The sequence below is a fragment of the Sporomusa sphaeroides DSM 2875 genome (assembly GCF_001941975.2).
Lineage (GTDB): Bacteria > Bacillota > Negativicutes > Sporomusales > Sporomusaceae > Sporomusa > Sporomusa sphaeroides.
This window is the reverse complement of sequence record NZ_CP146991.1, coordinates 4,372,361-4,386,015: the sequence shown is the minus strand read 5'-3', so window position 1 is coordinate 4,386,015 and position 13,655 is coordinate 4,372,361. Positions and strand designations below refer to the sequence as shown.

At 49.3% G+C, this 13,655-nt stretch carries 15 protein-coding genes; all 15 read left to right on the top strand.

The features are described 5' to 3' along the window. Positions 1-375 precede the first annotated feature (375 nt). The 15 genes from SPSPH_RS20175 to SPSPH_RS20105 all read left to right on the top strand — a co-directional run bounded on the left by SPSPH_RS20175 (position 376) and on the right by SPSPH_RS20105 (position 13,637). A complete protein-coding gene (locus SPSPH_RS20175; protein ID WP_075758074.1) occupies positions 376-912 on the top strand; it encodes a hypothetical protein in 537 nt (178 codons plus the stop codon). A 53-nt stretch (positions 913-965) separates the two neighbouring features. Continuing rightward, positions 966-1,559 (top strand): hypothetical protein, encoded by a 594-nt coding sequence (locus SPSPH_RS20170; RefSeq protein ID WP_075758075.1) that lies wholly within the window; start codon positions 966-968, stop codon positions 1,557-1,559. A gap of 529 nt (positions 1,560-2,088) precedes the next feature. Then, positions 2,089-2,535 (top strand): hypothetical protein, encoded by a 447-nt coding sequence (locus tag SPSPH_RS20165; protein WP_075758076.1) that lies wholly within the window; start codon positions 2,089-2,091, stop codon positions 2,533-2,535. A gap of 65 nt (positions 2,536-2,600) precedes the next feature. After that, positions 2,601-3,047 (top strand): hypothetical protein, encoded by a 447-nt coding sequence (locus SPSPH_RS20160; RefSeq protein ID WP_075758077.1) that lies wholly within the window; start codon positions 2,601-2,603, stop codon positions 3,045-3,047. Positions 3,048-3,200: 153 nt separating this feature from the next. Beyond that, positions 3,201-5,981, top strand: a complete 2,781-nt coding sequence (locus SPSPH_RS20155; RefSeq protein ID WP_075758078.1) for a bifunctional DNA primase/polymerase — start codon at positions 3,201-3,203, stop codon at positions 5,979-5,981. Positions 5,982-6,086: 105 nt separating this feature from the next. Continuing rightward, entirely contained in the window at positions 6,087-6,716 is a 630-nt protein-coding gene (locus SPSPH_RS20150; RefSeq protein ID WP_075758079.1) for a hypothetical protein, read from the top strand. An 89-nt stretch (positions 6,717-6,805) separates the two neighbouring features. Then, positions 6,806-7,873 carry a hypothetical protein gene (locus SPSPH_RS20145; protein ID WP_075758080.1) on the top strand — a complete coding sequence of 356 codons (1,068 nt, stop codon included), beginning with the start codon at positions 6,806-6,808 and terminating at the stop codon, positions 7,871-7,873. An 88-nt stretch (positions 7,874-7,961) separates the two neighbouring features. Further along, entirely contained in the window at positions 7,962-8,393 is a 432-nt protein-coding gene (locus tag SPSPH_RS20140) for a hypothetical protein (RefSeq protein WP_075758081.1), read from the top strand. 57 nt (positions 8,394-8,450) lie between these two features. After that, positions 8,451-8,882 (top strand): hypothetical protein, encoded by a 432-nt coding sequence (locus SPSPH_RS20135; protein WP_075758082.1) that lies wholly within the window; start codon positions 8,451-8,453, stop codon positions 8,880-8,882. Beyond that, positions 8,854-9,468, top strand: coding sequence for a RadC family protein (gene radC, locus SPSPH_RS20130; RefSeq protein ID WP_075758083.1), 615 nt, complete (start codon positions 8,854-8,856; stop codon positions 9,466-9,468). The genes SPSPH_RS20135 and radC overlap by 29 nt, the downstream gene beginning before the upstream one ends. 117 nt (positions 9,469-9,585) lie before the next feature. Beyond that, the gene (locus tag SPSPH_RS20125) at positions 9,586-9,768 is read left to right on the top strand and encodes a hypothetical protein (protein ID WP_075758084.1); all 183 of its coding nucleotides are present in this window, start codon (positions 9,586-9,588) and stop codon (positions 9,766-9,768) included. Positions 9,769-9,782: 14 nt separating this feature from the next. Further along, positions 9,783-11,309: a recombinase family protein gene (locus SPSPH_RS20120; protein WP_075758085.1), complete on the top strand. Its 1,527-nt coding sequence runs from the start codon at positions 9,783-9,785 to the stop codon at positions 11,307-11,309. A 77-nt stretch (positions 11,310-11,386) separates the two neighbouring features. Beyond that, complete coding sequence (locus SPSPH_RS20115) at positions 11,387-13,054, top strand: recombinase family protein (RefSeq protein WP_075758086.1); 1,668 nt, start codon at positions 11,387-11,389, stop codon at positions 13,052-13,054. Between the two features lie 25 nt (positions 13,055-13,079). After that, complete coding sequence (locus SPSPH_RS20110; RefSeq protein WP_075758087.1) at positions 13,080-13,430, top strand: hypothetical protein; 351 nt, start codon at positions 13,080-13,082, stop codon at positions 13,428-13,430. Continuing rightward, positions 13,431-13,637: a hypothetical protein gene (locus tag SPSPH_RS20105; protein WP_075758088.1), complete on the top strand. Its 207-nt coding sequence runs from the start codon at positions 13,431-13,433 to the stop codon at positions 13,635-13,637. It abuts the gene before it with no gap. The last annotated feature ends 18 nt before the right edge of the window (positions 13,638-13,655 follow it).

Genomic DNA, 13,655 nt, shown 5'->3' with positions numbered 1-13,655 from the left:
GAATCAAATATTCCTTCTATTGGATATAATCTGTGGCCTAATATAAAAGATTTTGTATCCTATTAGTTATAAAAAATGCTCTTAAGTCCTGAAATTTTAGGGCTTGAGGGCTTTTGAGTGTTCTAAGGAAACTGCCCTGATTGCCCTGCACTTGAAGAGAGTTGAGCGCATATTTTTTTATCTATCGTCTCCTTGCCTTCAAAAATGATTCAGTAAATGTTATTCAGGGTATGACCTTTTTGGAAAAGCATGAGGAGGTAGCTTTGCGAGTGCGAGGCTCTATAAGCGAAAATAACTACAAGTTCAGGATGGTGGCTTGTATGCGTATCTCTGAGACGTTAAAATGTGAATTAGACTGAATTTAGGAGGATGAGCATGAGCCGCAGAGCGGGGAAATTTCGCGAGGTAGATTTTACGCATGAAGAATTTTGTCAGCATTTCAGGATGGACGAGAAAACGTTTCGAAATCGCTTTAAACGATTTTGTGAAATTTATGATATTGAGAAGAATAATTTCAAACGGAATTATGAGAAAGCTGGCTGCTATTTTTGGGCGGTCGAATGGGCCGAACTTGCAGGGTTATTGATTGAGACCCTTCCGCAAAATCCATGCTTTAGAACAAATGCCCAACAGGAAGGTGTTACTTCCACTAAAATTCATCAATATTACGAGAAGTTACTTGAAGAAACGGAAAGCAACCTCCCAGAGCATATTAGAGAATTAGTCGAGGCGTTACCGAGCTTTATTGCTACAAAACGCATGATAGACAGGCTGCCGGTATTGGAACAGAAGATTGGAGAATTAGTAGCCTGTTTAATCAAAATCGGCAATGAACAACCGGGCGATATATTGGATTACATCCAATATACGCTGGACAAGTGGATTTATCATCTGCATGAAGTGACTATCTGACCAGAAAAGCTAAGGCAGACAATCGAAAAGAGCGAGAAACTGAGTTAGAAAAAATGGAGAGACATGCCAAAGGCGATGATGATAAGCAATTAATTCAGCAGTGGCGCGAGAGTATCGGCAGTGCATCAGGCCAGGACCAGGCCTTAAGCCTGGATGTAGAGATGGCTAATTTGTTAAAAGGACTAATGAGAACGACACAGGAAATGCGATATTGGGACGAGCAAAGTTATGAGCAATGGATCAGAGAACTGAATGGCTGTGTCGATAACATTTTCATGCAGATCAATGATACGGATGATGCCGAAATGAATGAAAAAGAAACGTGGAAACAACGCCTTATGTACTATGAACTAGTCAGTCGTATTTCTTGGGTGCCTGAAACGGTTCGCAGAATGTCTCAAGCGCTGTTAGAGAACTATCAGACAAAGCAAAGCCAATACATGCCGATGCGTGAGAAGGTTATGGAAAAGCTAAAAAAGGCCCAGGAAGAAGGGCAACCCCTGACGCAAGAGTTGGTAGAGCAATTGGAAGAATATCTCAAGTTTTCTGATGAAGTAAAAGCTTTATCAGAACAATATAAGACTGCCAGTCAGTTATTTATAGGACAATTACTGTTGCCGCAAATATTGCGGGGTAGAAAAAGTTAATAGTGATAATGCGAGATGGACACGGGAAATTGATTCCTGTGTCCATCTTTTTTTCTTCATCGGAAATAAAAAAATATATGTTTCCGACGAAATGAGGAGTTTTCTTTTTTTCGGTATTCTATATTCAATTCATTTAAATTTAGTTTCAGAAGAGATTGCTGTAAAAGTGCTGGGAGGGATTGTATCGATTAGCGGATGTTTAGATTGAACCTAAAATAGTCTGTCAACAGGTGAATAAGGGTTATGCACGATAGCTGTATCGCCTATAAGGCGGTGGGCGGCGCTGTAGATGCCAGTCTGCCGCGACATCAAGGAAAAGAATACATTCCCTGCGGAGGGCAATCAGGGCGACAATATCTGCCCACATCGCCCTCAATATCAGAATTCGACGGGGGAGTCTTTGTAAGACGGTTCCTTGACAACTGAATAGGAGTGATGAAAACGAGACGTGGGAGGATTTGTAATTAGTTAGATGCTGGACCTTATTTGGTAGATCAAACTGATACAGGGATAAGGAGAGGATTTTTTAATGGCTACTAAAAGAGATCTGAACGTTAAGGTAATCCGCGCTTACATTGAAAATGAGGCTGTAAAAGAAAACATTATAGATTGCTTTGATATTGCGAAAACTGATTTTCCATTGTCGCCTGATGTCTTTAGCTGGATGGACCATCTTAACTCGCTAGCTTTTCCTCCGAGTAAGATTGAATTAAATGACATAGATGGACTTGTCGCCACCTGGTTTCTGAATTCGCCCTTATGTATAGAATCGAACGAGGAAATGAAGGATTTAGTTGGAAAAATTTTTCGCATTCTTAGGTTGGGCAGTAATTCCATATACAGCGATGACCAGGTCATAGTAGAAGTGGAGTTTGAAGAAGATATCGACACAATTCGTGAAGTAGAAGAGCGCTGGTCTGCTAAACCTGATATTTACTTAGAAGCTGCACTGTCATTCAATAAGAGGCTTCAATAGGATGGCCAGAATAATAGAGTTTTGAAGAGGTAGGGCAATAAATCATTTTTTAGGAGACTGATACTATGAAAATTATTAATACACAAGTAACAGAACTAAACCAGGATAACTATAGTGGCATCTTACGGTGTGATCATTTCATTCTTGAGTTTACCAAATATCAAGGGCGTAAGCTCTCTGATTATTCAATAGAAGAGAGAGCGGCGATTTCCGACCTAATAAAGGAGTCCATTTTGAACATGTCACCGATACCCGATGCTTTATATTATGATGAATTTGCAATCCATGCACAGTGGTTTTTCCCGGCTCCCCTTTTTATTGAAAATGAAGCGGAATTAGATAAGTTTGAGAAAAATCTGACCGATTTTGCAAGAACCAACTCCGTAAGTCAATGCAAGCCTCCTACTATATGTTCGCAAGAGGAACAACTAGAAAGACAACTTGTTAGGTCCTACGATTTTTATAAGAATCTCGGCGTACATCTGGTCTGGGGTGAGATTCCCGGCCAATGATCTGCTGAAAAAGGCGGGTGAAGGTCATGCACAATAGTTGCATCAACCAGTCTACAAGTAGTTCAAGGTAACGAATACATTTGGTTTTGAGGGCAGTCAGGGCGGAACTATCCGCCCGTATGGCCCTCAAGACAGTCATGGAAGGTGAGAGCTTTGCAAGAACAGTTCGACAACAAAACACAGACACAGAAAATCAGAGAGGCCCTGTATCGGTATCAAAAGATGGGGCTGCCAGTCATTCCTTGTGACGGCAAGAAGCCGCTCATTTCCGAATGGGCTAAGCGTAGTGCCGTGCCAACTACTGAGGAAATCGAGGAGTGGCTGGTAAAATGGCCTACTATGAACATCGGCTTGGTATTGGGGGCGGCTTCGGGCATTGTAGGTATTGATGTTGACGGGCCGCAGGCTTGGGAAAGTCTCCAGGAAATCAGCGGGGGAGACATTCCCGCAACCTGGATGTATAAGACGCCCGGCAGTGAAGCGGGGCGTAGGCTACTCTACCGTCTGCCTGAAGGGCTTGGCAAAGCCTCAAAGTGGGTTGACAAGCTCGAAGGCGAACATAGCGAATTGGCCTTCCTGGGAGACGGGCAGCAGACGATTGTACCGCCGTCGCAGAATGGCAAGCCTTACACCTGGATTAAAGGCCATACCCCCAAAGATGTTGAGCTGGCCGACGCCCCCGAGTGGATGCTTAGCCGCATGACGGGCAAGGTGAAAGAGGCTAAACGCAAGGATAAGACGGAAACCAAGCCGCAGCCGGATGTAGCCGATGTGTTCGAGCGTCTGCAGCGTTGTGGAAAGTTTGCGCAGGCATTGACTAGCCAAAGCTCGGAGGGCCTCTCGGAGGATGCGTGGTTTCAATGGGTAAGCCTGCTTGTAAATGCCGGTCATGGCGAGGCGGCCTTTGCCTTTTCCAGACTGAGCGCCAAGCATGATGCAAGAAGCGAGCAGCGTATCCACCTACTTGTCGATAAGGCAGGAGATGCTGGCGGTCCGATGGTACGGTGCACGACGATAGGCTGCACACGGGACGGAGTTGAACGCTGCTTCCATGTAGCGAATGAGAATGAAACCGGCGAAGTGACCAACAGTCCGGGCGCTTTCATTAGAAACATGGAAAAGCCGCTGCCGCCTAATGACCCAGCCTATACGCCGTATGTAGCGGCGCTTCAGGACAATCCCGATTATACGCTTGACCCAAGGGGAAACCTGCTGGGGTTTGACCGCAAAGAGAATCCTTTCAAGATTGCTAACTTTGTGGCCAGGCCTACGCAAGAAGTCATTCGCGATGACGGCGTTTCGCAGGAACGGAATTTTCGTCTGGAAGGGCTGCAGGCTGGCGGCAAGAAACTTGCGCCGGTCGACGTTTCCGCCGCTGAGTTTAAGCGGATGGGCTGGGTAACCGAAGCCTGGGGCCTCGGCGTGTCCATTAGACCTGGCTTCGGTACGCAGGACCTGTGCCGTGACGCTATTCAAAACATGGGCTTAGAGGTGGATACGCACTATATCTATACGCACCTGGGCTGGCGCAGGCTGCCTGACGGAACGTGGTGCTTCCTACACGCGAACGGCTCCATAGGCGCTGACAACATTGCGGTTGAATTGGAGCGGGGGCTGGAGAAATATCGCCTCGACCAGGCTGTCGAAGATTTGAAACGAGCCGCGCAGGCAAGTCTCAGATTGCTCATGGTGGCCCCCTTGGAAGTCACCATCCCGCTGCTGGCGCTAGTATATCTGTGCGCTCTCTGCGAAGCTCTGCGTAAAGCTGGCATAGAGCCAACCTTTGTATTATGGCTGTTTGGCGGCACTGGCACCAGGAAAAGCTCGCTGGGAATGAGCTTTCTTTCGCATTTCGGCGATTTTGGCCTCAAGAGTCCGCCTGCCTCATTTAAGGATACCGCGAACGCCCTCGAAAGAAAGGCGTTTGCAACCAAGGATACCCTGCTGCTCATTGATGACTATCATCCCGAGGCTTCCAGCTACGAAGCGCAAAAAATGGCCCAAACCGCCCAGCGGGTACTCCGTATGTACGGTGACCGCATCGGGCGGGGCAGGCTGACTGCCAGCGTAAAGTTCCAGAAGGAGTTTCCGCCCAGGGGTATGGCACTGGTAACGGGGGAAGACCTGCCGTCCGGCGAGTCTTCTGTAGCCCGCTTTCTCGGGGTGGAACTGCTGCAGGGCGCAGTAGACCTGAAGGCATTGACCAAGGCGCAGCAGGAAGCGCCGCTCCTTGCGCAGGCCATGAGAGGGTACATCGAATGGCTGCTGCCACAGATGGACGCTTTGCCTGAAACGCTCTATGCCGAGTTTATCGACAAAAGAGCCGCCTTTCAGGAAAAAGCGGCACATGGCAGGTCGGGCGAGGCAGCAGCTTGGCTGTACATCGGCTTTCACAGGATGCTCCTGTACATGCAATCTGCAGGGGCTTGCACCGCTGAAAATGCCGCGCAGCTTTTAGACGACGCCGAAACTGTTTTTGCACATCTTATCGGCGACCAGAATGCCCTTGTTGCGCAGGAGCGCCCCGCTGAAATATTCCTGGAGGTTCTGCAGGAACTGTTTGTCACCAGCAAGGTGCGCGTGGATGCACTGTCGGCAGGTATGGAGGAGGACCCCTATAGTACCTCCTTCGGTGAGCGCATTGGTTGGCAGGATGAGCAATACTTCTACCTGTTGCCCGAGGCGACCTATACTGCCGTCAATCGCTTTCTGTCAGGACGCAGCCAGAAGATTTCCGTATCGCCCCGCATTCTCTGGAAGCATTTGGATGAGGCGAAGCTTATCTATACCGAGAGAAGCAGTGACGGAAGGGTTCAGCGTTGCCCCAAGCGCACCATTCCAACCAGGAAGCGCGGCAGCAAGGATAAGGAGTGCCGCCCCAGGCTGCTGCATCTGTACAAAAGCGCCTTAGACACCGAAGCGCTCAGCGCCTAGCGGTTCTTAGTGACTAAAAAATGCACCAGCGGCTTTAGCTCAGCCGTCTGGTGCCATATATAAACTACTACCATCATTATACACCAATACAGGGAGGAAACCATCATGCTAAAAAACCTGAAAAACAAAAACCTGTCTGCTAACCTGGCAAGCAACAAAGCCTTACAGGCTATGCTGGGAGAAGAAGAGGAAGCTTTTGAGCAAAAAACCGACTTCGATTTGACTGCGGATACTTATGGCAACAATGCCGAGACCGATAATGCAGATACCTTTGGGGATGAGTTCGAAGCGGAGGATACACCTGACGCAGCGGACAACGAGTTCGAGTCAGGTACTGGCGATGACGACTGGGAGTCCGAGGAAGATGACTTGCTGGTACTTAAGGTCATTAAGCGGGAGGCCAGGCTGAGTAAGGGAGAATACCCGGCGCGGATTGGTACCGTCGCCGCCGAGAAAATGAGCGGTAAGGATGGCTCGAATTGGGTTAAGGTAACATTGCCTTTCGAAATTAAAACTACTGGCGGAATGGTTACCGTTCCCTTCATTGCCAGCATGAGCCTCAGCCCTAAAGGCAGATTCTACCCGGTTATCAAGGGCATTCTCGGTCACGAACCCCAGGCAGGTATCAATCTACGCGAATTGCAGGGCATACAGGTCAGGGTGCAGATTGACCATCGTGTCGATGATCAGGGCAGTGTCTGGGAAGAAGTGAAGCGGGTTAAAAGAGTAAGCTAATCAAGGATTACGTATAGGGCGATGAGGGCGGAATACCGCCGCCCTGATTGCCCTCTTTCATATTAAATAATATAAAAGGGGATAGAAACATGACAAACAATAAGCCAAATACGCAAATGACCTTAGAATTTCTCAATAACTTGTATCAAAAGGTTGATGATCGTTATTATAAAATAGTTGATGCTGATAAAACTTTGGGTGACGAGAAAGGTTACCGTAATTTCCCAGAGTTTGTGGAAGCCTTAGCCCAAGAAAACTATTTACATGGAAAGAATATCGTAAATTATATAGGTAATGGTCGTAAGATGAATTATCACAATCCTTTTGAAAATTGCAGGTTGGCTATGATTGATTCAAGCAATATTTTATACCTGAGTGCCGGTATCAAATATCGGGATGTAGCTGGAAAGGATACGGCAGCGGCCAGGCAAGATGTGCTTAAGGTAGCGGTGTCGTTACCGCTTAAACCTACCGCTATTGTTGATAGCGGTGTAAGTATACAGCTTTACTGGAAAATGGACGGATATCATTGCCTGAGTTATTCGTATGAAGATTTAGATGAATACGGAAGTAGTTTCTTTATTTCTAATCGTGAAACTTGCGTACTGGTCGATGCTTTTTGGCTAATGGTGAATGAGTATGCTTATGAGGCTGGATTCCAGTTGGACAATACGGCAGTGGATATAGATTGGTATGAGGATGTTTGCTCAATAGACTTCTATGCCTTACTACCGGGCTTTGTGCATCGTTTTTTCAATAAAGAAACTCATAAGGTTGAAGAGTTTATGGTACAGACTATTGAAATGAACGACAACTGCTACAGCGACGACGAATTAGTAAGTTGCATTGAAAACTGGATATGTTCCATTAGTGCTTATTCTGAAGCTAATATTGAGGAAGAACTCCTTAGAAAATTCATTCAAGGATATATTGACGGAGGAATTTTGTATTATACATTAGTTGAGGCATTACCTAAAACATGGGCGATTCCCTACAAACGGCGCGGTATCGAGTTGAGCGTTTATGCTGAAGAAGCCGAGGAATGGCTGCGCCAGGCAGAAGCGGATGATCTTGTCGACAAGGAAGACTTTTATTTCCTCTATAGCAAGGAAGAGCAAGCCAGCATGAGAATGGCAGATGCTGACGATTGGGAATAAAGGGAGCTTACAAATATATATTATTTTCCTGAAATATTGGCTGACAGGCTTCTTGCCTATCAGCCTTCAAAACAGGAGGAATGACATAATGCACATCATTAAAACCATGGCCAACATCAGGCGGCTGAAACTCGCTGGCAGTATCACGCAGGCACTGGCCGAGCAATTTGCCCGGAAAATGCACCGCTTGCACGAGGAACTGGCTCCCGAACTGGACCTGGAAGACTTCAATCTGGAAATGCACGGTGTATTCGGGGTAGTGGAAACAACCGACCAGGACCTGAGCGCCATCGGCTTGCCGCCCTCTTTCGCGCTGCTCATGCCCGAATGGGTGAGCCGCCTGGAACTGGCAGGCGAGGTGTACTATGTAATTTATTTTATGCCTGACAATGATATGGTCGATCAAATCTATGTTCCCGAACCTAACATGCCTGAAAACCTTCGCCTGTGGTTGGCGGAGCAGTCCATCGAACCGGAGAGCGGGGAGGAGGAGACTGCCGATGCTGTTCATCCGTTTTAAGGTAGCAGTCTTGAAAAGAAGCAGGTTTTGGCAAGTTGTTGTAAGGGGTGTGAGACCATGTACATCCTGAAAACCATGACAGACTTACAAAGCCTTTTGCAAACGGGCTGGATTTGTCCGCTGCTGGCCCGTCACCTTGCCTGGAAGCTGAAACGTTTGCAGGCGGCGGTAGAGCCGGACGGTGATTTGGACGCCTTTAGCCTGGAAGCCTATGGCGTGTTCGGAATACTGGAAGCGAAGGACAAAGACCTGACCGCTCTTGACCGAACAGTATCAGTAGCGGCGATGCAACCGGATTGGATTCATTGTCTGCATCTAAAAGGCGATAGCTATTATGTGTGTTATTTCCTTACAGCAAGCGGCTATATGGACCAACTCTATGTAGCAGCTCATTTGACCAATGAAAGTCTTTGCCTGCGTTTGGCAGCGGAAGCAGTAGCGACAGAAAGGAGCGGTGAAGATGACCCTACCTTTTACCAGCCTTTCTAACGTGGCCGACGAGGAGCTTTTAGAAGTTGTTCTGCCTAAGCCTGCAGTGCGGGAACTGCTGACCGAGTATGGCAGCGTCCAGCAGGCGCTTTTGCGGAGCTATCCCCAGGAATTAGAGCGCATCAGAGGCATTGGTCCCGTTAAGGCCAGGCAGCTTCAGTATCTGTGTGAGCTGGCTAAGCGCATTTACCGTGTGAACGCCAAACTGCCGCCCGTCATCCGTGCGCCGCAGGACGTATTTGAACGGGTAGTGGATATGCAGCACCTGCCTGTCGAACAGTTTCGCGTGCTCTATCTCAACACCAAAAACGGCATTTTAGCCGAAGAAACCGTATCGCAAGGGACAATAAGCGCGGCGCTGGTCGACCCTCGCATGGTGTTTGGCCGGGCCGTGCGTCTCCTGGCGGCGACCGTTATTCTCATTCATAACCATCCCAGCGGTGACCCGAGTCCCAGTCCCGAAGACATTGCATTAACCCGAAAGCTGGTAGAGGCGGGAAAAATTTTGGATGTGCAGGTGGTTGACCATCTCATAGTCGGACAAGGGCGTTACGTCAGCTTCAAGGAAAAGGGGCTGATCGGCTGATGCCTTGGTTGGAAATTGTCGTGATTATCTTAAAAGTCATTCTAGACCGTAATAAAAACTAAGCGTTTTCATTCCTTTCCTTAACGGAAAGGTTTCAATAGAAGGAGGAACTTGGCAATGGAGGTATCGGAAAGTGTAGCGTATCAATATGAAATGGTAGCCAATCTGGTGGCCGAAATGATAGTTGATTATCTGAAAATCAATCCCCCGAGTGATGCGGCGGCAAAGGCAGACGGGCAGAAAACTAAGCAGGCAAACAGCCGTGCGGTTAACTCCGCACCGGCTGAAAACGCCGCCTAGAAAGGGGCTATGGTATGTATAAGGAACAACAGGTTGCTCTCTATGTAAGAGTCAGCCGCGAAGAGCAGGTGGACGGTTTCAGCCTGGAAGCACAGGAGGCGGCGCTGCGAGCCGAGGTCAAGCTGCGGAACAAGCTTGTATATGACATCTATAGAGATGAAGGCATTTCGGGCGTTCGGGGGGACCGTGAAGGCCTGAATGCCCTCCTGCGGGATGCCCGGCGCGGCTGTTTCGGGGCGGTGCTGGTCTGGACCATTAGCCGCCTCAGTCGCAAGCTTGATTACCTATTGGAAGTTTTCTCGGAACTGCAAGGTTTGGGCGTTGCTGTCCGCAGTCTAAATGAAGCGTTTGACATGTCGACGCCTGGGGGCAACTTTGCTCTTACGATGTTGGGAGCCGTTGCCCAGATGCAGCGGGAGGCCTGGATGGAAGCCTCCCTCATCGGCATGGAAAGACGGGCCAAGTCGGGACGGTGGGGCGGCGGCATGATGCTGGGCTACCGCATGGTGGCTGATGAGGAAGACTTGCGCGGCGGCGGTAAGCTGGAAATCATAGCGGAAGAGGCCGAAACGGTCATGGAGATATTTACCCTGTATGCGGCAGGACTGGGATATAAGGCCATCGTCAACCGTTTAAACGGGGAAAACAAGACAGGCAAGACGGGCAAGGCATTTACCCTCAATACGGTTAAAGGAATCCTGACAAATGCGGCCTACGTCGGTAAAACGCGCTTTGGCGAGGTATATTACGACGGCCTGCATGAGCCGATTGTCAGCAAGGAACTGTGGGAAGCTGTTCAGTTGAGGCTTTGCGAACAGACTAAACCTGTTCAGAAAGTAATAGACCATGAATACCTATTGTCGGGCTTGCTCAAATGTCCCGCCTGCGGCAGCGGCATGTTGCCGTCCCATACCAAAAGCAAGCGCAAGGATGGCAGCTATCGCATCAATCATTATTACGCCTGCGGAGCCTATCTCAACAAAGGCAGTACGGTTTGTAAGCCTAATAGCGTTCGCGCCGTCGAGGCTGATGCCAAAGTGCTGACCTGGCTGCAGGAATTTCTCACCAGCCCCTTTTGGCTGCGCCGCGTGACCGAGGTCCTCCGTCAACAGTACGAACAGGCTGTTCTGCCGCAAATTGAGCAGCGCGAGCAGGCAGAGCGGAAGCTTACTGAGCTTGGCAGGCAGTCTAAGGAACTATTGCGCCGTTATGAGGAAGGATTTTTGGACAAGCCAGCCTTCCTGACTGCTATGGGGGAACTTGCGGCGGAAAGGAAAAGCTGGCAAGCGGTTTTAGTGGAAAGCGTGTCAATGGCAGAGCAACCTGACTGCTGGTCTGAAGCGGACATACGGGCGGCCTTTTGCGTTTTTCAGCAGGTGCTTTCGCAAGCGAAGCCCGAACAGAGGAGCAAACTCATACGGCAGCTTGCTCATAAAATTTATGTCAACGAAGAGCGGCAGGTAGTGGGTATTGATTTGCAACTGCCGTCCACTCTCGCTACCGAGCAAGGCGAAGGACTGCCGCTGCGTGTAGCTATCTAGTTTCTGCAATGAGGGCATGGAGGGCGGCTATTCTGCCCTCAAAAATGCAATAAGTTTAACTAAGGAGGTGCTCTGCGATGCAAGCAGCAGAGAAACTGGAAAAGGCAAGCAGGGTTGCCCTCTACGTCCGGGTGTCGACCGAGGAACAGGCCGAGCATGGCTACTCCATCGAAGCCCAACTAGACATCCTGCGGCAACATTGCAAGAGTAACAATAAGGAAATCGTGGCGGAGTATGTCGATCCAGGGGTTAGCGGCAAGGAAATGACCAAACGGGCCAAACTGCAGAAGCTGCTGCGGGATGCCGAGCTGGGCCGGTTTGATGAGGTCATGGTTTGGAAGTTTAATCGCATGTCCAGAAAAATGTATGACTTAATGAAAATTGTTTCTCATCTGGACAAGCATAAGGTCTCCTTTCGTTCCTGCTCTGAGAACTTCGATACGGCTACGCCGATGGGACGGTTCTCCTTGCATATGATGGGGGCGGTCGGTGAATTCGAGCGCAATACCATTGTTGATAATGTGAAGCTCGGCATGAAGCAGCGTGCGCGGATGGGGTTTCGCAACGGCGGGGCCTGTTTGGGTTATTGCAGCGTGGAGGACTCTGGCGGCACAGGCAAGAAACGGAAAACCCGCCTGGTCGTTGTGCCGGAGGAGGCAGTCATTATCAAAAAGATTTTTGACCTGTACGCTGCGGGTAAGGGGTTCCGGGCCATTGCCACGCAACTCAACCGGGAGGGCGCGAAGACTAAGAAAGGTAATTTCTTTGCTCCCGATTCCGTGAGGGAAATCCTGAAAAATCCAATTTATGCGGGTACGGTCCGCTATAACCGCTACGAGGGCTGGAGCGAAACCCGGCGGCGCGGTAAAAATGATAAGCCTATTCTAACAGAAGGCAGGCATGAAGCCATTATCAGCCGTGAACAGTGGGAGCAGGTGCAAGAGATGTTTGCCAAGCGCTCCAAGGCGTCGCCCCGTGTGCATGATAGTGAAAATCTTCTGACAGGTCTGATTCGCTGTCCTGAATGCGGTACGCCGATGGTCATCAGCCGTTCCCATTACCGCTTAAAGGATGGCAGTAAAGTAGCACTGCGTTATTATTCTTGCGGTCAGTTCAAGGGCAAGGGCAGTACCGTCTGTCATGCCAACTCGGTACGGGCCGACTATGCCGAAGCCTATGTTCTGGAGCGTATCCCGTTAGTCTTGCACCAGCCAAAACTGCTGACCGCCATTGTAAAGGCGGTGAACCAAAAGCGGCGGGGCAGCGGCGACGCATTACTGGGGGAACGGGCCGCCATTGAGGAAAACCTGGCGCAAATTGAAACGAAAAAGCGCCGCATCCTGGAAGTGTACGAGATGGAAGGATTAGACCGGGAGGCACTAGCCATTCGTCTGGACACGCTGGCGGCGGAAGCCAGAAACCTGTGCACCCGCAGAGCAGAGATTGACAGTGAAATGGAGGAGGATACGGGCCAGGAAGTAACGGTAGCGACGGTCAGGCAGTTTCTGGAGCAATTCAACCGGGTGCTGCAGGCCGCGTCGCCAGAGCAGAAAAAGACGCTCCTTCACCTGGTCATCAGGGAAATTACCATTCATGCGGACAAAACCATTGACCAGATTGTTTTACACTTTGACCCCGATTCAGAGGCAGGAAAAGACCCATTAGCCAACGCAAAGGCTAATGGGTCTTTGTTACATTTTGGGGCAAATAGAAAGAGAGGTCCCAAATGGAGGATAGCGATTTGATTTTGTTAATAGGAAGGTGTAACGAATGCTTACAATTACGCATGTCAGAGAATGCGAAGACTTGAACCTGCCACAGGAAGTGGTTGCCGCTGTAAAAGAAGCCGTAACTATTTTGGACAGGGACTATGGCGAGGACCGGGATATGGACAGCGGCTATGGCGGCTACGTGCTGGTGCTGGAAACAGAGGAAGAGGTTAGAAACCTACCTGAACCCATTCGAACGACCCTGCCCGAATATGTGGAAGTCCTGGCGGCTGACCAGACTTCATTTGTGAGTGCGCTTATTTTGCTGGGAAATGATTTCGGAGTGGTTGTCATTTTTCCCATAGCGCTTCTGCCGCTTACTGGGTGGCAGCTAACGGGGGAGGTGAGCTAGATGGACAAGCAGATCATCCTGGTTATTAAACTAGGACGGGACGATGTGCTAGAAGCCTTGAGGCTGCAGGGGATTGAACCCACAGAACAAAAACTCCAAGCCGCTTTGCACAGCCAGGAATTAGCTGAGGGCCTTTCCCGTGCTGTTCTTCCCTACTGCCAGCAAGCCCTGGATGTACTGATTACTGAGTATCTAGAGGACGATTGAAGCATGAAAAAAACGCGT